Genomic DNA, 20,186 nt, shown 5'->3' on the forward strand with positions numbered 1-20,186 from the left:
TTTTGGGGGACATGCGCTATTTCTTGCAAGCGGGCTCATTGGGATGCCCGCAAGACGGCTTCCTGGCAGCTGGCGGCTGCGGCGGCCTTGGCTGTGCCTGCCGCTGCACCTGCTGCTTCGGCTGGGCGTGGAACTCTGGCCTCTGCGGCCTGGGCTGCACCTGCTGCCTCGGCTGGGCGTGGAATTCCGGCCTCTGCGGCCTGGGCTGCCCCTGCACTTTCAGCTGCGGGTTGCCGTTGTTGACCTTGAATTTCTGCTGGACATTGCCACCACTGTTGCCGTTGGCAGGTAACTTGTGGAATTTGGGAGCCTTGCCATCGCCCTTGAGCCCATTGCCTTGCCCGTTGGCCTGGGCGTTCGTCTGGCCGCCGCCCTGATTGTGAAGTTTCCTGAACTTGCCGTTAGGCGGATTCTGGCCTGAATTCTGGCCATTGAGCGCCGATGGGTTGTTCGCTCGATTCGCCGCAGGCGTGCCGTTGACGCCCGGGATCTTGCGGAGCTTCTTGCCGGTACCGTTCTGGCCCTGCCCATTGCCCTGGCCATTGGTCCCGTTTTGCCCATTCACCACCGGGTTGCCGGTCACGGCGGCGTTTCCACCTGCCGTGACCTGCTTGTTCAAGAGCTTCCTGGACTTGTTGTTGGGCAGGTTCTGTCCATTCAGCACCGGCTTGCCATTGACGAGCGGCAGGGTCTTGCCGTCAGCGCCGGGCAAGGCATGACCTGTCAGCTTGTCGACAGGCAATGTCTTCGACAGCGGCCTGGCACCGCCCGGCTGTTGGCCACCCTGCCCCGGCTTCAGCGGCAGGCCGCCGGGGTTCTGTTTGGACAGCACGGTTTCCTTTTTCTGCAGGAAAGCCGGCAACGCCACCTTGGTCGCCAGGGCGGCAGCACCCAGGCCCACGGCGCCAGCAGTCAGCTTCTGGCCGGTGGTGAGGCCACCGCCCTGGTTGTTGGTCTCGTTGATCGTCGTGTTGTTGATGATCGTGGTGTTGTGGATGTTGTTGAAGATGACGTCGTTCGGCGGCGGGAAGATGTCGTGTGGCGGGTTGACCCAGGTAGGCACCGGCACAAAGACAGGCGTCGGCAGCACGAATATCCCGACCGGCGGCGGCGGAGGTGGCAATTCGATGAAGTCGCGCGGCCGCGGCGGCAGGAAGATCACCGCCACGGGCGGCGGCGGGTCGAAGTCGAATTCCGGATCGTCGAAATAGAGCACGGGCCGGTCGACATAGACGATCTCTTCCGGCGGTGGCGGCGGCACGTCATAGTCATAGACCGCGAAATTCTGCGGTGGCTCCAGGGCAGCGTCGAAATGCTCGAGCCTGCGGCGGGCGTCCCAGGCATGGGGGCCATGCGGATAGCGATCGAGATAGGACCAATAGGCTTCGGGCGTGTCCCTGAGCCAGGTCTGGCGCCAGGTGATCGCCTCGCGCCGCGCCGCCAGGATCGCGCGCACGCGCTTGGCCATCGGGTCATGCGGATAAGCGACGATGAAATCTTCGTAGCCGCGCATCGTGTCGCGATCCAGAGCCGCGATATAGGCATCATGCGCGTCGAAATCGCGTATCTCCTTGGTTCGGTTGGTACGCACCTCGGCGGCGGAGACCTGCGGCGCCGGAGCATCCGGGCCGCGGTCGAAGAAGACAAAGGGATCGGTGATCTTGGAGGCGTTCCAAGGCACCTCCGCGCCATCAGTCACTTCATTGACCCGCAGCCGTGTGCGGTCAAACACATCGCCCAGCTGCAGGCCACCATCCCTGATCATCTCGGCAAGCGCCTGGGCATAGGCCCCATAGGGCCCCTTGCCTTCCGGCGCGACCGTGCCCGGGGCTGCGTTGAAGGCAATCAGCATGTTCGGGTCGGGATCGACCAGTGCGAGGCCACCGGCCAGCGGCTGGTTCGACTTGGCGAAGGAATTTGGCCGCGCCGCATCGAGCACGACGATGTTGACCTTCGTCGGCAGTGCGGCGAGCGGCTTGGTGAGGTCGGAAACCCGCACCGCGGCCATCGGCACGTCAGCCGCATTGGCGATCTCGGCATCGACGGGCGCGAAATAGTTCTCGCCTTCGAACTGCAATCCCTGCCCGGCCAGATAGACAAACACCACCGCGTCGGGGCCGGCTGCGGTCACCTTGGCGAGGAAATCGCGATAGGCGCCACGCAGCGATTCCTGGTCGACGTCACGCGCGCCGACCACGTCGAACCCGGCCGCCTGCAATGTCTGGGCGATCAAGCCCGCATCATTGGCCGGCGTCGTCAGCGCGCTAGCGGGATAGGCGGCATTGCCGATGACGAAGGCAAGGCGCTTTTCACCTTGCGCCAGCGCCCCGGCCGTCGAGCCGAATGCCAAAATGGAGAGAGCGAGGAAGAAAGCGAGGAATTTCAAGACCGTCCGCATTACGATCATCCGTCAGGTAAGATGCTTCCGCCCCAGAGCCCAGACTAGGCTTGCGCAAAAAGGCGGCTTTGCGGCGTTAATCCGGCGTCTTTCAGTATCGAGCGGTCGATTGCCCGGTTTCAACAAAACGTGATCATTGTCCGGCTCAGCCGCGCCTTTTCCTGGGCTTTTCCAGCAGGGCGACCGCCTCGACATGCGGCGACCACAGGAACTGGTCGATCGGCGTCACGCTTTTCAGGGTGTAGCCGCCGTCGAGGAGGATGCGCAGGTCGCGAGCCAGCGTCACCGGGTTGCAGGACACCGCGGCAACGAATGGAACATCCGAGCGGGCGATCTGCTTCGACTGGTCCTCGGCACCCGCTCGCGGCGGATCGAAGACAAGGCCGTCAAAGGCGTTCAACTCCTTGAAGGTCAAGGGTCGGCGGAACAGGTCGCGGCGTTCGCCCGTCACCCGCTTGATGCCAGTCGCGAAGCGCGATCCCCGGTCGAGCGCCGAAAGTGCCGCCGCATCGCCCTCCACCGCATGGACTTCCGACTTCGCCGCAAGCCGGAGCGCAAAGCTGCCACAGCCTGCGAAGAGATCGGCGATCTTCTTGGCGCGCTTCAGATGTCTGCCGACAATCTCGGCCATGGTCTGCTCGGCTGCTTCGGTTGCCTGCAGGAAGGCACCCGGCGGCACGGCGACAGCAACGCTGCCGAACATCACCACGGGCTTTCTCGGCTCGATGATGATCTCGTCATCGATGGACAGCCTGGCAAAGCCTTGCGCAAGGACAAAATTGGACGCGATGCGGCGCTGGTGTTCGCCGAGCTTGCCGGAGTCATGCACCGCGACATCAAGGCCGGACCCCGTCACGGTGACGGCCATCCGGAACGATTTGGTGGTGGCGCATATCAAGTCGGCGAGCGCCTTCAACTGGCCAAGCGCTCCGACGATTTCGGGCAGCGAGATCGGACATTCCGATATGGAAATGATTTCCGGCGACAGATGGCGATTGAAGCCGAGCAGCATGCCTGTATCGGTGCGACGCGCGGCAAGCACGACACGGCGTCGCGTCTGCGGCGCGCAGGCAACCAGCGCGTCGATGTCGCACTCGATGCCCTTGCCCTTCAGGGCGTGCACCACCTTCTCGCGTTTCCACTGGCGATAGGCTTCGGCCTCGAAATGCTGGAGGGCACAGCCTCCGCACTCCGTGAAATGGCGGCAGGCCGGCTCTATGCGCAGCGGCGAAACCTCCAGCACCGCCATCAACGTGGCGCGATCCCGCTCGCGCGCGGCGGTGACGGTCTCGCCGGGCAGCGTGAAGGGAATGAACAGATCGCCGCCTTCGGTCTCGGCAATGCCGTCGCCCTGGGCGCCAAGCTTTTTGATGGTGAAGCGCGCGCTCATCGATCCTTGATTCCACCGAGCAGGAATTCGCGATTGCCGTCGCCGCCTTCGATTGGCGACAGATGCAGGCCGAGCGAGCGCCAGCCGGGCACGGCGTCCAGCCAATCCTGCAGCAGGCCGGCGACCCGGGCGGCATCGAAGGGGTCTTTCAAGAGACCGCCCTTGCCGATGGCCTCGCGACCCGCCTCGAATTGCGGCTTGACCAGAAAGACCGCGGCGGCACCAGGCTTCGCAATGGCGAGCGCCGGCGGCAGCGCCAACTTCAGCGAGATAAAGCTGACGTCGGAGACGATGAAACCTGGAACACGGCCGGCAAGATCGGCGATGGTGAGATCGCGTGCATTCAGCCCCTCGATGACCGTCACGCGGGGATCGCCACCAACATCAGGATGTATCTGGCCGTGACCGACATCGATCGCCGTGACATGGGAGGCGCCGCGTTCGAGCAGCACCTGGGTAAACCCGCCGGTCGAGGCGCCGATGTCGAGCGCTTCGCAGCCCTCTGGGTCTAGGCTGAAGTGGTCGAGCCCGCCGATCAGCTTCAGCGCCGCGCGCGAGACATAGCCTTGCGCCGGATCATCGATGGCAACAAGGCATTGCGGCGAAACGTTCTGACCGGGCTTGCGGGCAATGGAGCCATCGACCGTCACCGTGCCACGCTCGACCGCGTCGCGGGCACGCGAGCGGCTGGCAAACAGTCCGCGCTGGACGAGCAGGTCGTCGAGCCGCTGGCGGGTGCTGGCTGGCAGAGGCGAGTTCATCGGCCTTCATGGCGAAAGCCGGCGGCGAAGGCAAGGACATTGGGCCGAACAAGCAAAGAGCGGCGAGCGCATCAGGCCGCGCCGCGGCTTGTGTGCATCGCATCGGGTTCGGCAAAATGGTAATCGAAGAGGAGAACCTCCATCGTCGGAACCCGGGGACAACGAATGCTGACGGGAACCTGCCACTGTGGCGCAACCCACTGGACCCTTGAGGGCGATCCCGGGCCGATCACCGCCTGCAACTGCACGCTTTGCCGCCGCTATGGCGTGCTCTGGGCCTATGACTATGTCGATGAGCGTATTCGCGTCGCGGGGCCGATGGCCAGCTACACGCGCGCCGGAAAGGATACGCCTTCGCTCGAAATCCTGTTCTGCCCGACCTGCGCCTGCGTGCTCGCCTGGCGCGGGCTGCGCGCCGATACCTCCGGTCGAACACGCATCGCCGTCAATGTGCGGCTGGCGCCACCCGAGGCCGTCGCCGATCTGCCGATCGACCATTTCGATGGGCTCGACACTTACGACGACCTGCCGCGCGATGGCCGCTGCGTGCGCGACATGTGGTTCTAGAAGATAGTGCGCGACACCTGGCGCTCGACGGCGGGAGACAAGCCATCGTGCCGATCCCCTGAAGCTTGCTCCCGTGGAGGCTCAGCCGCAACCATGGACGCAGACGCGGGTTCCGACACCACGACCAATTGCGGCACCTGCTTATAGGAGAAGCCGCCACGGATATCGCCCATCTTGCCGGCGACGATGCCCACTGCCGCCTTTTCGAGATTGCGGTCATAACGCGTCTCGGCAGCGGCGGGTGTTGCGATGATAGCTAAAAGCGCCACGCCGCACAAAAGCGTCTTCATTGTTATTGTCTCCCTGCCTGACGTCGATCTAGCAGGGCGTCGTTGAAAAACGGCCAAGAGACACGGTAAGCAAAACGCCAAACGGCAGTGTTAACAATGCGTTATGAAATCAAGCCGGCAAACTGATTCAACCGCTTGAGGTTTTGATTCAGGCGCGCTGGGCGCGGGCGGTATGCCCGAGCGCGGTGAAAACGGTGCGCACGATGCCGGCGGCATCGAGGCCGGCATCGGCATACATTTTTTCCGGCTTGGCGTGGTCGGCGAACACGTCGGGCAGTACCAGCGGGCGCACCTTAAGGCCGCTTTCCAGCAGTCCTTCATGGGCGAGGAACTGCAGCACGTGGCTGGCGAAGCCGCCAATGGCGCCCTCCTCCACCATCACCAGAACCTCGTGCGAGCGAGCCAGCCGCCGGATCAGATCCTCGTCGAGCGGCTTGGCGAAGCGGGCATCGGCGACGGTGGTGGAAAGCCCGGCCGCGCCGAGTTCCTCGGCAGCGATCAGACAATCCTGCAAGCGCGTGCCGAAGGACAGCAGCGCCACCTTTGTGCCTTCCCGGACGATGCGGCCCTTGCCGAGTTCGAGAACCGAGCCGCGCTCCGGCATGTCGACGCCGACGCCATTCCCACGCGGATAGCGGAAGGCGATCGGGCCGTCATCATAGCTTGCCGCGGTGCGCACCATGTGGCGAAGTTCCGCCTCGTCGGCGGCGGCCATCACGACAAAGCCCGGCAGGCTTGCCAGGAAGGTGGTGTCGAAGGCACCGCAATGAGTGGCTCCATCGGCGCCGACGAAGCCGGCGCGGTCGATGGGGAAACGAACCGGCAGTTTCTGGATCGCGACGTCGTGGACGACCTGGTCGTAGGCGCGCTGCAGGAAGGTCGAATAGATCGCCGCGAACGGCTTGTAGCCTTCGGTCGCCAGGCCCGCCGCGAAGGTGACCGCGTGCTGCTCGGCGATGCCGACATCGAAGGTCCTGGCCGGAAACACTTCGCCGAACAGGTCGAGACCGGTGCCGCTCGGCATGGCGGCGGTGACCGCGACGATGCGATCGTCCTCACGAGCCTCCTGGATCAGGCTTTCGGCGAACACCTTGGTGTAGGCCGGCGCGTTGGCCGGCGCCTTGGCCTGCGCGCCGGTAATAACGTCGAACTTGTTGACGCCATGATATTTGTCGGCGGCGGCTTCCGCCGGCGCGTAGCCCTTGCCCTTCTGGGTGACGACATGGATCAGCACCGGGCCTTCGCCATTGTCGCGGACGTTTTTCAGGACCGGGATCAGATGCTCGAGATTGTGACCGTCGATCGGGCCGATATGGTAGAAGCCGAGCTCCTCGAACAAGGTGCCGCCGGTGACGTAGCCGCGCGCATGCTCGACCGCCCTTGTAATCGCACGATCGGCACGCTTGCCGAGATAGGACGTCAGTTTCTTGCCGAAGTCGCGCAGGCCGGCATAGGCCTTGCCCGAGGCCAGCCGCGCCAGATAGGCGCTCATCGCACCGGTAGGCGGCGCGATCGACATGTCGTTGTCGTTGAGGATGACGATGAGCCGGGCATCGAGCGCGCCGGCATTGTTCATCGCCTCATAGGCCATGCCGGCCGACATGGCGCCGTCGCCGATGACGGCTATGACATTGTTGCGGCCGCCGGAGAGGTCGCGGGCAGCGGCCATGCCGAGGCCTGCCGATATCGACGTCGAGGAATGGGCGGCGCCGAAGGGATCGTATTCGCTCTCGGCGCGGCGGGTGAAGCCGGACAGGCCGCCTTCCTGGCGCAGCGTGCGGATGCGATCGCGGCGGCCGGTCAGAATCTTGTGCGGATAGGCCTGATGGCCGACATCCCAGATCAGCCGGTCGTCCGGGGTGTTGAAGACATAGTGCAGCGCGATCGTCAGTTCGACCACGCCAAGGCCGGCGCCAAGGTGACCACCGGTGCGGGACACCGCGTCGACCAGCTCGAGGCGAAGTTCTGATGCCAGTTGCGGCAGTTCGCTCTCGTCAAGCGCGCGCAAATCCGCCGGAATGCGGACCTTGTCGAGAAGCGGCGTATGCGGCGTTGCGTTCACGGGAGCTCGGGCTTTCTGTTCAACGGCGGGATAGGCCGCCAGCCTGCGAAAGTAAATGCGTGTCGGCGACGCGGATCAAGCAGGTCCCCTCGCCGATTTTCCTCAGCTCTCCGGCAGCGGAATAAACTCTTTCTCGTCCCCGGGAACGATATCGAAGCGGCCCGTCTTCCATTCCTGCTTGGCCTGTTCGATGCGCTCCTTGGAGGAAGAGACGAAATTCCACCAGATGTAGCGCTGCGAGCCGAGGGAGGCGCCGCCGAACAGCATGAAATGCGCACCGGTTTGCGACGACACGATGATCTCGTCGCCGGGCCGGAACACCAGCAGGCGTTCAGCAGGGAAGACGTCACCCGAAATCGTGACCTCGCCTTCCAGTGTGTAGATGGCGCGCTCCTCGGCATCGGCCGGGATCTTTATGCTGGCGCCGGGCGCCAGCCTGAGATCGGCATAGAGGGTCTCGGCGTCGGCCCGTACCGGGGAACGCAGTCCCTGGAGGTTACCGATCACAACGCGGCCTTTGACGCCTTCGGCATCGATCTCGGGCAGCCGCAAGGCAGCGGTGTTCTCGAATACGGGCGCCACTTCCTCCTTGCCGTCCGGCAGTGCCAGCCATGTCTGCAGGCCGGAGATCGACATCGGCGCGCCGCGCAATTCCTCGGGCGTGCGCTCGGAGTGCACGATGCCACGGCCGGCGGTCATCAAATTCACGTCGCCGGGCTGGATGACCATTTCGGTACCGAGCGAATCGCGATGCCTGATCTTGCCGTCGAACAGATAGGTCACCGTCGACAGGCCGATATGCGGATGCGGACGGACGTCGAGCGCCTGGCCCGCACGCAGGATCGCCGGACCCATGCGATCGAAGAAGATGAACGGCCCGACCAGCCGCCTCCTGGCGGTCGGCAAGGCGCGACGGACCTCGAAGCCGCCAATGTCCTTGGCGTTCGGGATGACCATCAGTTCGATCTGGTCGCTGGCAAAGGCGTCGCCGGCCTCAGGGTCTTTCCCCGGGAAGAAGCTCATGAACTCTCCTTATCAGCGTTCGGTGACCGCTTTGGCGGCATCAGGCAAAGCGGATCGCCGCCTTTGCCCGCAGTTTGGCGGCCACTTCTTCGCGGTTGCGCGGATGCTGGTGGGTTTCGAGCGAATCGAGAAGTTCGCGCGCCGATGCCGCGATGGCCTCCACGGCGTGGTCGAACGCATGCTGGTTCTGTCTCGATGGCCGCGTCGTTCCGCTCAGCTTGCGGACAAATTGAAGGGCTGCGTCGCGCACTTCGTCATTAGTTGCCGGCGGATCAAAATTGAACAGGGTCTTGATGTTTCTGCACATCGCTTCCGTATCTCCTCTTGTCCTGGAGCTGTTTCAATCGGGACGAGTTTTATCCTCACTCATGATCGTGTCCAAAAACCGGTGAGGCAAGACCATGGTTGGCGGCCATGCCTCAGTCCGCGTCGAGCGGCTCTGTTCCAACCGGCTTGCCGTCGCGCGACAATCTGATCTTCTCGACCTTGTCCTCGGCCGCCTTCAGCAGCCGGTCGCAATGCGCCTTCAGGGCCTCACCACGCTCATAGATGCGGATCGACTGGTCGAGCGGCACATCGCCACGCTCCAGATCATCGACGATCTTCTCCAGCGCGTCGAGTGCCTGTTCGAAGCTCATCGCCTTGACGTCTTCGTTGGTCTCAGCAGCCATCATTCATCCTTTCATCAGTCGCCCGACATGGGCGGCGACCGAAAATGCCAGTCCCTGCAGATCGTAGCCGCCCTCAAGCAGGCTGACGAGCCGGTTGCCGCTGTGGCGGGCGGCGCGCTGCATCAGCTGGCCGGTCGCCCAGTCGAAATCGTCCTCGGTCAGGTTGATCTCGGCCAACGGATCACGGTGATGCGCGTCGAAACCGGCCGAAATGATAATCAGGTCGGGTGCGAAATTGTCGAGCGCCGGCAGGACGCGCGACAGGAAGGCATCGCGAAACACCTCGCTGCCTGTCTGCGGCGCCAGTGGTGCGTTGACGATGTTACCGGCGCCGGTCTCGCTCTTTGCGCCAGTGCCGGGATAAAGCGGCATCTGGTGCGTCGAGCAATAGAGCACCGAGGGATCGTCCCAGAAAATATCCTGCGTGCCATTGCCGTGGTGCACATCCCAGTCGACGACAGCGACACGCTCGACGCCGTGCTTCTTCTGCGCATAGCGGGCCGCGATCGCCGCCGTGTTGAAGAAGCAAAAGCCCATTGCGGTGGTCTTTTCGGCATGGTGGCCGGGTGGCCGGGCGGCGACGAAGACATTGTCGGCGCGGCCCGCGAAGACGTCGTCGACGGCCGCGTTGGCAGCGCCGATCGCGGTTATCACCGCCTGCCAGCTCTTCGGGCTGGCGGTGGTGTCGGCATCGATGCGGGCAATGCCCTCGTCAGGGATGGCGGCGCGCACGCGCGCGACGAAATCGGCCGGATGCGCGTAAAGGATGGTGGCCTCGTCGCCTTCAGGCGCCTTGACGCGGTCAAGCTCGGCAAAGGCTTCGTCGTCAAGCACGCGCTCGATGGCGCGCAAGCGGTCCGGCCGCTCGGGGTGACCGGGGGGCGTGATGTGCTCAAGGAAGATCGGATGCGTGTAGAGACGAGTGGCCATCGTCCCTATCTAGTGCCCCAACGCCGCGATGGCCATGCGTCGCGGCCCGATGGCTGGGGAAAATCGCTTCTGCGTCCATTGGCGTCGCTGTGGGGATTGGCGCCGCGAACACTTCGGCATAAGGTCGCCGTCACTGCCTGGTGCCCGCCAGTTTGTTTGTCTAGCCGCATTCTGCGGCGCCAAGTGATTCCACTTGGCTGCAAATGCTCTGGCGGGAGAATCGGGAACACGGTTGAATTCCGTGGCGTGCCCAACGCTGTGAGGGGGACCGCGCCGGTAAATGCCACTGTCGATGACGGGAAGGCACCGGACGCGGGTTGATCCCGAGCCAGAAGACCGGCCTGGCAGGCACCGTCATCCGCATGGTCAGGCGGAGGACATGGTTTGCAATCGCAAGGGGACAAGCGATGCCGGATGCTATGACCGCTCCTGTCAGCGACGGATTTGACCAGATGGCGCGCGACGCGGTCTACCGCGCCATGTTCACGCGGCGCGATGTGCGCAGTCATTTCCTGCCTGCTCCTCTCGACGATGAGGTGCTGGCGCGGCTGCTGCTTGCCGCCCATCACGCGCCGTCGGTCGGGTTCATGCAGCCGTGGAATTTCATCGTCATCCGCGATGCCGCGCGACGGGAGAAAGTGCGCGATCTGTTCCTCGCCGCGCGAGAACAGGAACTGCCCGAAATCGAGGAAGAACGGCAGGCGCTTTACCGCAAGCTGAAGCTGGAAGGCATCTGCGAAAGCGCGCTCAACATCTGCATCACCTGCGACCGCCAGCGCTCGAAGGGCTCGCCACTGGGACGTTGGCACAATCCGGAGATGGACCTCTACAGCACGGTCTGCGCGGTGCAGAATTTCTGGCTGGCGGCACGCGCCGAAGGCGTCGGCGTCGGCTGGGTCAGCATCATCGAGGCGCAGGCACTGAAAAGCCTGCTGTCCATTCCCGACCATGTAACGCCGATCGCTTATCTCTGCGTCGGCCGGGTTTCCGAATTCGCGCCCAAACCGGACCTTGAAACGCACGGCTGGGGCCGGCGCCTGCCCCTGCCCGAACTGATCATGAGCGAGACCTTTTGCGGGCAAGGCGAGGCACCGCTCAAGTCAGCGGTGGCGTGCCTGAACGCCGTCGATACCGCGCAGGCGACCGCCTGCCCGGCCGATCAGCGCGTCGCGCCGGCCGCGCCCCAGCGCGAGCCGCCGAAGGAGGAAAGCGCCTTGTCCTTGAGTTCCCGGAACTTCGACGACGCCTCGGCCAGCCTCGCATCCCAGGCGGGATCAGGCACCTGGCCGGCTATGGTCCTGAAATAGACCTGCATCAGGCAGGCGATGGCGAAAGGTTCGATGAACGCCGCCTTGAAGGCCCAGGCAAAGACGATGGCCAGCACGAAGGCCCAGCCGGCGAGTTGTCCGGGCATCAGGAAGAGAATGGCGCCGGCCGGCGCCAGCATCAGCAGGAAGATCACGAACGACACGCCCCACATGATGACCGCCAGCCAGACGGCGTTCTTGACCATGGTCTTGCCGTTCTGGGCGTAGAGAACGACGCCCTGCCGCGCGGCTTCGAAGGGTGAGGACGAGTTGATGCGGATGTTGTAGCCGAGGATGATCTCGTCGACATAGGTCAACGACAGGCGGATCACCGTGTTGATGAAGGACACCAGGCCGCTCAGGCCCGGAATGGGCAGAAAGGCGGCGACGCCGCCGAGCAGGCCGGTGATGGCGCGGATGGCGCCCTTGACCAGCTGGTCGACGACGAAAAGGATGTTGGCCTCGGCGAAACGCTCGGTCACGACCTGCCGGGCATAGGCGATCTGGTTCTGGCCGTCAGGGACATCATGGCCGTCGATCAGGTGGACCATGACGGCGATATGGCCGGCCTTGACGACGTAGAGGATGTATTCGCGGATCCAGTAGACGGCGATAGAGACGATACCGAAACCGACCACGCCGCCCCACAGGGCAAAGGACAGCGGCCCATCGGGATCGGTGGAGATATGGCCGACGCCATAGCCGACCGAGGCGCCGGTGCCGGTCGCCATGATGTAGGCCAGCGTGATGCCGAAATAGACGATCATGCGAAAGACAATGAAAGGCCAGGTCCGCATCATGATGGACACCGACCTGCCGATCTCGAAATCCCACATGCCCCGAATCTCCCCTCAGAGATGGCTGGGGAGGATGCGCTCTAACCGAAGATTGTCAATCATGGGCGGGCACCAGGCCGCAGACGGGACTTCAGCTCGATTGCGGACCCGGTTCCTTGAGCAGACCCTCAAGCAGTTGCTTGAACGCCGCCACCACCTTCCTCGACGTGGCTTCGGGGTCGTTTGAATTGGCGATCCGCTGCGACGCCTGGCTGCTCGCCCCGTTGATAAGCCGTGCGGCCGTTTCAGGGTCGACGCCCGGGACGACCACACCTTCCCCCTGCAACGCGGTCAGATGATCGGTCATTGAGCCGACGCAGGCATTGGCATTCGACCATTGTGCCGGATCGCCCAGCACAGCAGGGCCATCCCGGAACATGATGCGCTGGATTTCCGGCTCCAGCGCCATCTCGATATAGGTGGTGCATTCGTCGACGAAACGCTGCCAGCGGGTCGGCGCTCTCGACGCGACCTCGTTCACCCGAGCCGCCATCTCGCCGTCGATTTCAGCGATAACCGCCTCCAGCAGCCCCTTCTTGTCGCCGAAGTGATGATAGAGCGCGCCGCGCGTCAGTCCGGCGGATGCGGTGAAATCGTCCATCGACGCCTCGGCATATCCGATCGTCCCGAAGGCCTGGCGGGCCGCGGCGATCAGCTTGGCGCGCGTCTCGGCGATCATCTCCTTGCGGGGTCTGTGCATGCTTCTGGTCCTATTCACATACGTCTCGTATGCCAATTGACATACGTTGCGTATGGTCTATCTAGTTCTCATACGTTCCGTATGTAATTGTCGGAGCGCCTTTTGTCGAGGAACCGGATCATGCAGAACCCTTACTCAGAGATCTTTCGCGCCCCCGGAGCCAAGGGCTTCGCTGCCGCCGGTTTCCTGGCGCGCCTGCCGATCGCCATGGCGCCTATCGGCATCGTGGCGATGCTGTCGCAAACGCGTGGCGAATACTGGCTGGCCGGCGCTGTCTCGGCGACATTCGCATTGGCCAACGCTTTCCTGGCGCCGCAAATATCAAGACTGGTCGACCGCCTTGGCCAGACCCGGATCGTCGTGCCCACCACAATCATCTCCGTGCTCGCATTCCTGGCACTGATTGCATCGGCCAATCAGGACTGGCCGGTCTGGACGCTGTTCGTGTCGGCGTTGCTGGCCGCCGCAATGCCCAGCATGCCGGCAATGGTGCGCGCACGCTGGACCGAGATTTTCCGTGGTCGGCCCGAGATGAACACCGCCTTCGCCTTCGAGTCGGCGGCGGACGAGTTGGTCTACATCGCCGGTGCATCGCTGTCGGTGGGCTTGAGTGCCGCCCTGTTCCCGGAAGCGGGCATGCTGGCGAGCACGCTGTTCCTTGCCCTGGGCTCGACGGCGTTCATCCTGCAGCGATCGACCGAGCCGCAAGTGCGGCCGATGGGTCACGGCTCGAGCGGCTCCGCAATCCGCCTGCGCCCGGTACAGATCATCACATTCGCCCTGATCTTCATCGGCGCCACCTTCGCGACGACGGAAGTCAGCACCGTGGCAATCACCAAGGAACTCGGCCAACCCGGCGCCGCCAGCCTCGTCATTGGCGTCTACGCGCTGGGGTCGTTCGTGCTCGGCATCATTGTCGGCGCGCTCAATCTGAAAACACCGCTGCAACGCCAGTTGGCCATCGCGGTGGCCGTCATCGCGGTCAGCACGCTGCTGCCGCTCACGGCCGGCACCGTGCCGCTTCTGGCACTCACCGTCTTCATCAGCGGCGTGGCCATCTCGCCGACCTTCATCACGGCCTTCGGCCTGATCGAGCGGCATGTGCCCGAAGCGATGCTGACGGAGGGCATCACCTGGGTGACCACGGGGATCGGTATCGGCATGGCGCTGGGCTCCTTCGCCGCCGGCGCCGTGGTGGACGCATTCGGCGCCCAGAACGGGTTCTGGGTTTCAGTGGCCGCAGGCACCATCGCGCTGATCACCGTGCTGCTTGGCCAGCGCAGCCTTGCCACCCACAAATGCGAACTGGAGGGATGCGACGCCGCCGCCGTTCCGGCCGAGTGACCGCCGGGATATGTCGAGGTTCAGGTCAGGCCGACCTCACCTGAATATGAACATGGCCTAGAGAATCTCGGTCTTCGCGATGTGGATGCCAAAGCCTTCAAGGCCGACATAGTGGCGCTCGCGCGAGGCGATCAGGTTGATCGAGGAAATGCCGAGGTCCTTCAGGATTTGCGCGCCGAGGCCGATCTCGCGCCATTCGTTCTCGCGCCGGCGGGCCTCTTCATGATCCTCGCGGTCGCCGCTTGCCGGCCGTTTGCGTTCCTGATGCGCAACGCCGACGGAACCCTCGCGCAGATAGACGATGACGCCGCGCTTGCGCTCGCCCATCGCCTTCATGATGCCGTCCAGCCGATGGCTGGTGCCGAAGACGTCGGTCACCACATCCTCGGAATGCAGCCGCACCGGCACGTCCTCGCCGTCGCGGATGTCGCCGAAAACGACAGCGACGTGATGCATCGTGTCCCACGGCAGCGTGTAGGTGAAGACCTGCGCCTTGCCGCCGAGCGTGTCGATATCGGAGCAGGCGACGCGCTCGACCAGCGTTTCCTTGCGCTGACGATAGGCTATGAGGTCGGCAACCGACACCTGTTTCAGGCCATGCTCTTCGGCGAAAGCCTGCACCTGCGGGCCGCGCTTGACGGTGCCGTCGTCATTGACGAGTTCGGAAATGACGCCGATCGGCGGCAAGCCGGCGAGCTTGCAGAGATCAACGGCGGCCTCGGTATGGCCCGAACGCATCAGGACCCCGCCTTCGCGCGCGATCAGCGGGAAGATGTGGCCGGGACGGACGAAATCGGAGGTGCCGACATTGCCATTAGCGAGGTTGCGCACGGTGAGCGTGCGGTCGTCGGCCGAAATGCCTGTCGTCGTGCCATGCTTGAAATCGACGCTGACGGTAAAGGCGGTGGTGTGGGCGGAATCATTGTCGGCGACCATCGGCTGCAGGTTGAGCCGCTTGGCCTCCTCGCGCGGCATCGGCGTGCACACGATGCCGGAGGTGTTGCGCACGATGAAGGCCATCTTTTCCGGCGTACAGTGAACAGCGGCGACGATCAGGTCGCCCTCATTCTCGCGCCCGTCATCGTCCATGACGACGACGATCTCGCCACGTTCGAAGGCTCGGATGGCTTCGACAATCTTCTTCTGATCGTAAGGCATTGGCGCTCGCTTTGCTCGCAGGGCAGTAGGGGGAATAGGGCAGTAAGGCAGTAGGGAAAAGGAAAATTGGGCTCTTTCGGCAGGCAGCGTAACATACTGCCTTACTGCCCTATTCTCCTCCCTTCCCCGTCTGTCCTCGATGCCGCAGATAATGATCGGCGATCGCGCAGGCAACCATCGCCTCGCCGATCGGCACGGCGCGGATACCGACGCAGGGGTCGTGGCGGCCCTTGGTCATTACCTCGACGTCGTTGCCATCCCTGTCGATCGACTTTCGCGGCGTCAGGATCGACGAGGTCGGCTTGACGGCGAAGCGCGCAATGATCGCCTGTCCGGTCGAGATGCCGCCGAGGATGCCGCCGGCATTGTTGGACAGGAACACCGGCTTGCCGTCATTGCCCATGCGCATCTCGTCGGCATTCTGTTCGCCGGTGATACGGGCGGCCTCGAAGCCGTTGCCAATCTCGACGCCCTTGACGGCATTGATCGACATCAGCCCGGAGGCGATGTCCTGGTCGAGCTTGGCGTAGATCGGGGCGCCGAGACCTGGCGGAACGCCGTCGGCGACGATCTCGATCACCGCGCCGACCGACGAACCGGCCTTGCGGATGCCGTCGAGGTATTGCGTGAAGACGGGAACCGAGGCGGGATCAGGCGTGAAGAACGGGTTCTCGGCATCACCGATGAAATTCCAGTTCCAGTTGGCGCGATCGATCGACTTCTCGCCCATCGACACCAATGCGCCGCGCACCACCATGCCCGGCACGACCTTGCGGGCAAGCGCTCCGGCAGCAACGCGCGCGGCCGTCTCGCGGGCCGAGGAGCGGCCGCCGCCACGATAGTCGCGTATGCCGTATTTGACGTCATAGGTGTAGTCGGCATGGCCCGGCCGGTACTGGCGTGCGATCTCGCCATAGTCCTTCGAACGCTGGTCGACATTCTCTATCAGCATCGAGACCGGCGTGCCCGTGGTGATCATCGTCTGGCCGTCCCCGTCGAGGACGAAGCCGGACAGCACCTTCACCTCGTCCGGCTCGCGGCGCTGGGTGACGAAGCGCGACTGGCCCGGCCGGCGCTTGTCGAGTTCGGCCTGGATCTCGTCCCGCGTGAAGCGGATGCCGGGCGGGCAGCCGTCGACCACGCAGCCGAGCGCCGCCCCATGGCTTTCGCCCCAGGTGGTGACGCGGAAAAGATGGCCGAACGTGTTGTGAGACATGGAAAACTGCCCTGCCCGGCAGCCGAGCCGGTTGAAGCCTGCCTTCTATTGGCGTTTTTTGCGGTGGTCAAACTGTCATCCCCGCCGTTTAAGTTTTGACACATTCGGCTGGTTTCTGCTTTCTTCCATCCGCCGTTGAGGATCCGCCGCCACAGTGCCGGCGCAATGACCAAAGAGGACAATCATGCGTACCCTGATTGGCGCTGTTGCCGCCATGCTGCTTTGTTCCACCGCCGCCTTCGCCGGACAGACCGAGGGCCTGATCAAGAAGATCGACAAGGATGCGCTGACGCTGACGCTGGACGACGGCAAATCCTATAAGCTGAACGCCGAAACCGATCTCGACTCCCTGAAGCCGGGCATGGACATCGTCATCGCTTACGACGTGACCAATGGCGAGAATGTCGTGACCGATATGCAGTTGCCGGACAGCGACACGAACTAGCCCAGGTGGCTTAAAGCCACTCCAGGCTCTGCCCTTCGAGCTTGAGCACGCGATCCTGCGGTATCTCCAGGTTCGCGGCCTCGTCCTCGGCCATGTCAAGCACGAATCGGAACAGGGTGCGCATCACGCCACCATGCGTCACGCAGATCGTCCTGCGGCCGATCTCGTCGAAACAGGGTTTCACCCGTTCGAGCAGCATCTGGTAGCTTTCCGCCCCCTCGCCGGGCGGCTGAAAATTCCATTTGTCCAGGGCGCGTGACCGACTTGCTCCGGGAGACTGCGTCTCGAGCTCGGCAAAAGTAAAGCTCTGCCAGTCGCCGAAATTGACCTCAACCAGCCTGACATCGGTTCGATAGGCGAGCGGATCGAGTTTCATCGCGGCGCGGATGCGTTCCATCGTTTCGCGCGTCCGCCGCATCGGGCTCGCGACGAAATCGAAATCCCTGACATCACCGACAAGTTCGGCCAGCCGATGCCCGTTTCCGGTCGCCTGTTCGCGGCCAAGGGCATTGAGATCGGTGTCGGCCTGGCCCTGAAGCCGGAACTCGGCGTTCCACGCAGTCTGGCCGTGGCGCACGATATAAACCAGCGGGTACATCAGGTCTTCCGGAGGTCGGGCAAGGGCCTGGGCGGAGGATGAGCGGAGGGAGTTAGTCCTTGACCGTCGAAATATCGGGCGCGTCGACCGCCTTCATGCCGACAACGTGATAGCCGGAATCGACATGATGCACTTCGCCGGTGACGCCACGCGACAGGTCGGACAGGAAATAGACGCCGGAATCGCCGACTTCTTCCTGCGTGACCGTCTGCTTCAGCGGCGAATTGTATTCGTTCCACTTAAGGATGTAACGGAAGTCGCCGATGCCGGAGGCGGCCAGGGTCTTGATCGGCCCGGCGGAGATGGCATTGACGCGGATCTTCTTGGCGCCAAGATCGACGGCGAGGTAACGCACGCTGGCCTCGAGCGCGGCCTTGGCGACGCCCATGACGTTGTAGTGCGGCATCACCTTCTCGGCGCCATAGTAGGTCAGGGTCAGCAGCGAGCCGCCATCGGTCATCAGCGCTTCGGCGCGCTTGGCTATGGTGGTGAAGGAATAGACCGAAATGTCCATGGTGCGCAGGAAGTTGTCGCGCGTCGTCTCGACATAGCGGCCAGTCAGCTCGTCCTTGTCGGAAAAAGCGATGGCGTGGACGAGGAAGTCGAGCTTGCCGCCCCAATGCTTGGCGACATTGGCGAAAACCTCGTCGAGGCTCGCCGGATCAGTGACGTCGCAATGGCCGGCGACAAAGGCGCCGAGTTCCGCCGCCAGCGGCTCGACACGCTTCTTGAACGCCTCGCCCTGGTAGGTCAGCGCGATTTCGGCACCATGATCAACGCAGGCCTTGGCGATGCCGTAGGCAATCGACCTGTTGTTCGCGACGCCAAGAATGAGGCCGCGCTTGCCGGCCATCAGGCCCTGTCCACCCGCCATGTGAGCGCTCTCCGCAAGGTTTGTGCTTTGTGGAGTGCCTATCGCACAGGCACACTGCCCCTTCAAGCGCTCAAACCGGACAGTTCGGGGGACAAAAGCGCTGGATCAGCCTTTTTGGCCGCGCAACAGCGTTTCCAGCGCGCTGTCGCCGCCTTCCGGCAGCATGATGCGCACATGGGCGTAGAGGTCGCCATGGCCGCCGGCCTTTTCCGGAAGACCCCGCCCTTTCAGGCGCAACACCTTGTCCGAACTCGACCAGGCGGGAACGTTGACCGCGAGCTTGCCGGTCGGTGTCTCGACCGGCACCTTGGCGCCGAGCACCGCATCCGCCAGCGGCACCGGCAGATCGGCATGCAGGTCGCGGCCTTCGATGCGGTAGCGCGGGTGCCGGCGGATATGGATCTTGACCAGCGCGTCGCCGGGTTGGCCCGGCCCCTGCTCGCCCTGCCCCTTCAACCGGATGGTCTGACCATCCTCGACAAAGGCCGGCAGTTTGACCGCCACTTTTCGGCCATCGGGAAACATCGCCGTCACCTTTTCGGCGTTTGCGGCTTCCTCGATGGTGACGTCGAGCGTGACGTTCAGATCGGCCGCCGTCGCGGGCTGGCGGCGATCGCCCTGGCCTGCGCCGCGCGCGCCGGAAAAGGCGTCGCCGAAAATCTGGCTGAAAATATCGCTGTTGCCGTCGAACGGATCGCCACCGGGACGCCCCGAGCGGAATTCGAATCGCGAGCCGCCTGCCCCTTGCTGGCGGCGAAAGCCGCCGAAGGGATCGCCGCCGCCGGCGCCTTCAAACCCCTGGAAGCGCGGCTTGCCGTCGGCGTCGATCTCGCCGCGATCGAAAGCCGCACGGTTCTTCTCGTCGCCGACGATCTCATAGGCCTGGTTGGCCGCGGAAAAACGGTCCTTCGCCTTGGGATCATTCGGATTCTGATCCGGATGATGTTTCTTGGCGAGTTTCCGGTACGCCGATTTTATGTCCTTGGCCGATGCGTTCTTTGCAACGCCCAGCACCTCATACGGGTCGCGCATGCGTTCTGCCCTGGAGAAGAGTTGAGTCCATACTTGCCCCCTATATGCGCTCGCATAGGAAGAAATTCCAGTAGCGGGGCGTCATATCAAAAGCGGAAAGTCAGAGCGCCTTGAAGCCCTGCATGCGCCAGCCGCCGGCGCCGGCGAGGCACAGTTCACCCTCGAACATGGCAACGCCGTCAAAGCTTTCGCGTGAGGCCCTGAAGCGGCGGCACGTCTGACCCCTGTCCTTCAGCTCCGCCAGTTCGGTGATGGAGCCACGCGACCCGGTGCCGGCATTCGCCCACGGTACGGCCTGGCCGCCGAGTTGCTCGATATCGGCGGAGGACACCGCATTGCCGATCGTCGTCTGATCGGAGTCGCGATCCGAATCGGCGGGCGCTGATGAAGCCGAGGTGCTGCTGGTCAGGATCGAGCGGTCGACTTCGGCTTTTTCCAGGCTGAATCCGCCCGCGCCGCAGCCAACAAGTGGCAGGGCGATTGACACGATCGCCGCTTTCGCGCTGGCCGAAGCGATAACGCTCCATTGCCTGCTGTCAAAAGCTTGCGCAATACGCGACAATCGGCAACCTCCCCCGGTTCAT

The 20,186-nt window shown here is 63.7% G+C and carries 20 protein-coding genes, 1 pseudogene and 1 riboswitch; of the genes and pseudogenes, 4 read left to right on the forward strand and 17 right to left on the reverse strand.

Annotated features, from left to right (window positions below; all coding sequences use genetic code 11):
- Positions 1–16: 16 nt before the first annotated feature.
- From AC07UC_RS27280 to AC07UC_RS27290, 3 genes are all read right to left on the reverse strand, one after another.
- Positions 17–2,407, reverse strand: a complete 2,391-nt coding sequence (locus AC07UC_RS27280) for a caspase family protein (protein WP_494908004.1) — start codon at positions 2,405–2,407, stop codon at positions 17–19.
- 136 nt (positions 2,408–2,543) lie between these two features.
- Entirely contained in the window at positions 2,544–3,788 is a 1,245-nt protein-coding gene (locus AC07UC_RS27285) for a class I SAM-dependent RNA methyltransferase (RefSeq protein ID WP_494908005.1), read from the reverse strand.
- Complete coding sequence (locus AC07UC_RS27290; protein ID WP_202323348.1) at positions 3,785–4,549, reverse strand: TlyA family RNA methyltransferase; 765 nt, start codon at positions 4,547–4,549, stop codon at positions 3,785–3,787. The genes AC07UC_RS27285 and AC07UC_RS27290 overlap by 4 nt, the downstream gene beginning before the upstream one ends.
- Before the next feature lie 165 nt (positions 4,550–4,714).
- Between AC07UC_RS27290 and AC07UC_RS27295 the strand changes: the two genes are divergently transcribed.
- A complete protein-coding gene (locus AC07UC_RS27295; RefSeq protein WP_494908006.1) occupies positions 4,715–5,116 on the forward strand; it encodes a GFA family protein in 402 nt (133 codons plus the stop codon).
- On the opposite strand, the gene AC07UC_RS27300 is transcribed toward AC07UC_RS27295, so the two are convergent.
- From AC07UC_RS27300 to AC07UC_RS27325, 6 genes are all read right to left on the reverse strand, one after another.
- Positions 5,113–5,406, reverse strand: a complete 294-nt coding sequence (locus AC07UC_RS27300; protein ID WP_494908007.1) for a hypothetical protein — start codon at positions 5,404–5,406, stop codon at positions 5,113–5,115. The two genes, AC07UC_RS27295 and AC07UC_RS27300, sit on opposite strands and share 4 nt — an antisense overlap.
- A gap of 148 nt (positions 5,407–5,554) precedes the next feature.
- Entirely contained in the window at positions 5,555–7,468 is a 1,914-nt protein-coding gene (gene dxs, locus AC07UC_RS27305) for a 1-deoxy-D-xylulose-5-phosphate synthase (protein ID WP_494908008.1), read from the reverse strand.
- A gap of 102 nt (positions 7,469–7,570) precedes the next feature.
- The gene (locus AC07UC_RS27310; RefSeq protein WP_494908010.1) at positions 7,571–8,491 is read right to left on the reverse strand and encodes a pirin family protein; all 921 of its coding nucleotides are present in this window, start codon (positions 8,489–8,491) and stop codon (positions 7,571–7,573) included.
- A gap of 40 nt (positions 8,492–8,531) precedes the next feature.
- Complete coding sequence (locus tag AC07UC_RS27315) at positions 8,532–8,798, reverse strand: DUF2277 domain-containing protein (RefSeq protein WP_379016910.1); 267 nt, start codon at positions 8,796–8,798, stop codon at positions 8,532–8,534.
- Between the two features lie 112 nt (positions 8,799–8,910).
- On the reverse strand, positions 8,911–9,162 hold the full coding sequence (locus AC07UC_RS27320) for an exodeoxyribonuclease VII small subunit (RefSeq protein ID WP_056565628.1): 252 nt from the start codon (positions 9,160–9,162) through the stop codon (positions 8,911–8,913).
- Between the two features lie 3 nt (positions 9,163–9,165).
- Positions 9,166–10,092 (reverse strand): histone deacetylase family protein, encoded by a 927-nt coding sequence (locus AC07UC_RS27325; RefSeq protein WP_140768926.1) that lies wholly within the window; start codon positions 10,090–10,092, stop codon positions 9,166–9,168.
- 164 nt (positions 10,093–10,256) lie between these two features.
- Positions 10,257–10,452: riboswitch (cobalamin riboswitch) on the forward strand.
- A gap of 92 nt (positions 10,453–10,544) precedes the next feature.
- Between AC07UC_RS27325 and bluB the strand changes: the two are divergent.
- Positions 10,545–11,129 (forward strand): annotated as a pseudogene (gene bluB, locus AC07UC_RS27330) (5,6-dimethylbenzimidazole synthase); the annotation flags it as partial.
- 122 nt (positions 11,130–11,251) lie between these two features.
- On the opposite strand, the gene AC07UC_RS27335 reads toward bluB, so the two are convergent.
- Positions 11,252–12,235, reverse strand: a complete 984-nt coding sequence (locus tag AC07UC_RS27335; RefSeq protein ID WP_494908011.1) for a hypothetical protein — start codon at positions 12,233–12,235, stop codon at positions 11,252–11,254.
- Positions 12,236–12,326: 91 nt separating this feature from the next.
- The gene (locus AC07UC_RS27340) at positions 12,327–12,935 is read right to left on the reverse strand and encodes a TetR/AcrR family transcriptional regulator (protein ID WP_202323355.1); all 609 of its coding nucleotides are present in this window, start codon (positions 12,933–12,935) and stop codon (positions 12,327–12,329) included.
- A 120-nt stretch (positions 12,936–13,055) separates the two neighbouring features.
- Here AC07UC_RS27340 and AC07UC_RS27345 point away from each other — a divergent pair, with 120 nt between their 5' ends.
- Positions 13,056–14,279 (forward strand): MFS transporter, encoded by a 1,224-nt coding sequence (locus AC07UC_RS27345; RefSeq protein ID WP_140768932.1) that lies wholly within the window; start codon positions 13,056–13,058, stop codon positions 14,277–14,279.
- A gap of 57 nt (positions 14,280–14,336) precedes the next feature.
- Here the strand turns inward: AC07UC_RS27345 and ribB are convergent, their stop codons facing one another.
- Both ribB and aroC read right to left on the reverse strand, forming a co-directional pair.
- The gene (gene ribB / locus AC07UC_RS27350) at positions 14,337–15,437 is read right to left on the reverse strand and encodes a 3,4-dihydroxy-2-butanone-4-phosphate synthase (protein WP_494908012.1); all 1,101 of its coding nucleotides are present in this window, start codon (positions 15,435–15,437) and stop codon (positions 14,337–14,339) included.
- A gap of 109 nt (positions 15,438–15,546) precedes the next feature.
- Positions 15,547–16,653, reverse strand: a complete 1,107-nt coding sequence (aroC, locus tag AC07UC_RS27355) for a chorismate synthase (RefSeq protein WP_494908013.1) — start codon at positions 16,651–16,653, stop codon at positions 15,547–15,549.
- Between the two features lie 184 nt (positions 16,654–16,837).
- Here aroC and AC07UC_RS27360 point away from each other — a divergent pair, with 184 nt between their 5' ends.
- Positions 16,838–17,098 (forward strand): DUF1344 domain-containing protein, encoded by a 261-nt coding sequence (locus AC07UC_RS27360; RefSeq protein WP_056564015.1) that lies wholly within the window; start codon positions 16,838–16,840, stop codon positions 17,096–17,098.
- A 10-nt stretch (positions 17,099–17,108) separates the two neighbouring features.
- Here AC07UC_RS27360 and AC07UC_RS27365 read toward each other — a convergent pair whose 3' ends face one another.
- From AC07UC_RS27365 to AC07UC_RS27380, 4 genes are all read right to left on the reverse strand, one after another.
- A complete protein-coding gene (locus AC07UC_RS27365; RefSeq protein WP_202323357.1) occupies positions 17,109–17,696 on the reverse strand; it encodes a histidine phosphatase family protein in 588 nt (195 codons plus the stop codon).
- Between the two features lie 52 nt (positions 17,697–17,748).
- Complete coding sequence (fabI, locus tag AC07UC_RS27370) at positions 17,749–18,570, reverse strand: enoyl-ACP reductase FabI (RefSeq protein ID WP_140768940.1); 822 nt, start codon at positions 18,568–18,570, stop codon at positions 17,749–17,751.
- Positions 18,571–18,675: 105 nt separating this feature from the next.
- On the reverse strand, positions 18,676–19,602 hold the full coding sequence (locus AC07UC_RS27375; protein WP_494908015.1) for a DnaJ C-terminal domain-containing protein: 927 nt from the start codon (positions 19,600–19,602) through the stop codon (positions 18,676–18,678).
- A 100-nt stretch (positions 19,603–19,702) separates the two neighbouring features.
- A complete protein-coding gene (locus AC07UC_RS27380; RefSeq protein WP_140768944.1) occupies positions 19,703–20,164 on the reverse strand; it encodes an RT0821/Lpp0805 family surface protein in 462 nt (153 codons plus the stop codon).
- Positions 20,165–20,186: the final 22 nt, after the last annotated feature.

It is taken from the genome of Mesorhizobium sp. GW821-FHT04C10 (assembly GCF_059420305.1).

Bases quoted from the DNA above. Each gene is read 5' to 3' on its own strand.
- AC07UC_RS27345 (WP_140768932.1), top strand. From the start codon at position 13,056: ATGCAGAACCCTTACTCAGAGATCTTTCGCGCCCCCGGAGCCAAGGGC.
- AC07UC_RS27375 (WP_494908015.1), bottom strand. From the start codon at position 19,602: ATGCGCGACCCGTATGAGGTGCTGGGCGTTGCAAAGAACGCATCGGCC.
- AC07UC_RS27290 (WP_202323348.1), bottom strand. From the start codon at position 4,549: ATGAACTCGCCTCTGCCAGCCAGCACCCGCCAGCGGCTCGACGACCTG.
- AC07UC_RS27325 (WP_140768926.1), bottom strand. From the start codon at position 10,092: ATGGCCACTCGTCTCTACACGCATCCGATCTTCCTTGAGCACATCACG.
- AC07UC_RS27310 (WP_494908010.1), bottom strand. From the start codon at position 8,491: ATGAGCTTCTTCCCGGGGAAAGACCCTGAGGCCGGCGACGCCTTTGCC.
- AC07UC_RS27300 (WP_494908007.1), bottom strand. From the start codon at position 5,406: ATGAAGACGCTTTTGTGCGGCGTGGCGCTTTTAGCTATCATCGCAACA.
- AC07UC_RS27320 (WP_056565628.1), bottom strand. From the start codon at position 9,162: ATGGCTGCTGAGACCAACGAAGACGTCAAGGCGATGAGCTTCGAACAG.
- AC07UC_RS27280 (WP_494908004.1), bottom strand. From the start codon at position 2,407: ATGATCGTAATGCGGACGGTCTTGAAATTCCTCGCTTTCTTCCTCGCT.
- AC07UC_RS27335 (WP_494908011.1), bottom strand. From the start codon at position 12,235: ATGTGGGATTTCGAGATCGGCAGGTCGGTGTCCATCATGATGCGGACC.
- ribB (WP_494908012.1), bottom strand. From the start codon at position 15,437: ATGCCTTACGATCAGAAGAAGATTGTCGAAGCCATCCGAGCCTTCGAA.
- AC07UC_RS27360 (WP_056564015.1), top strand. From the start codon at position 16,838: ATGCGTACCCTGATTGGCGCTGTTGCCGCCATGCTGCTTTGTTCCACC.
- AC07UC_RS27285 (WP_494908005.1), bottom strand. From the start codon at position 3,788: ATGAGCGCGCGCTTCACCATCAAAAAGCTTGGCGCCCAGGGCGACGGC.
- AC07UC_RS27365 (WP_202323357.1), bottom strand. From the start codon at position 17,696: ATGTACCCGCTGGTTTATATCGTGCGCCACGGCCAGACTGCGTGGAAC.
- fabI (WP_140768940.1), bottom strand. From the start codon at position 18,570: ATGGCGGGTGGACAGGGCCTGATGGCCGGCAAGCGCGGCCTCATTCTT.
- aroC (WP_494908013.1), bottom strand. From the start codon at position 16,653: ATGTCTCACAACACGTTCGGCCATCTTTTCCGCGTCACCACCTGGGGC.
- AC07UC_RS27295 (WP_494908006.1), top strand. From the start codon at position 4,715: ATGCTGACGGGAACCTGCCACTGTGGCGCAACCCACTGGACCCTTGAG.
- AC07UC_RS27315 (WP_379016910.1), bottom strand. From the start codon at position 8,798: ATGTGCAGAAACATCAAGACCCTGTTCAATTTTGATCCGCCGGCAACT.
- AC07UC_RS27340 (WP_202323355.1), bottom strand. From the start codon at position 12,935: ATGCACAGACCCCGCAAGGAGATGATCGCCGAGACGCGCGCCAAGCTG.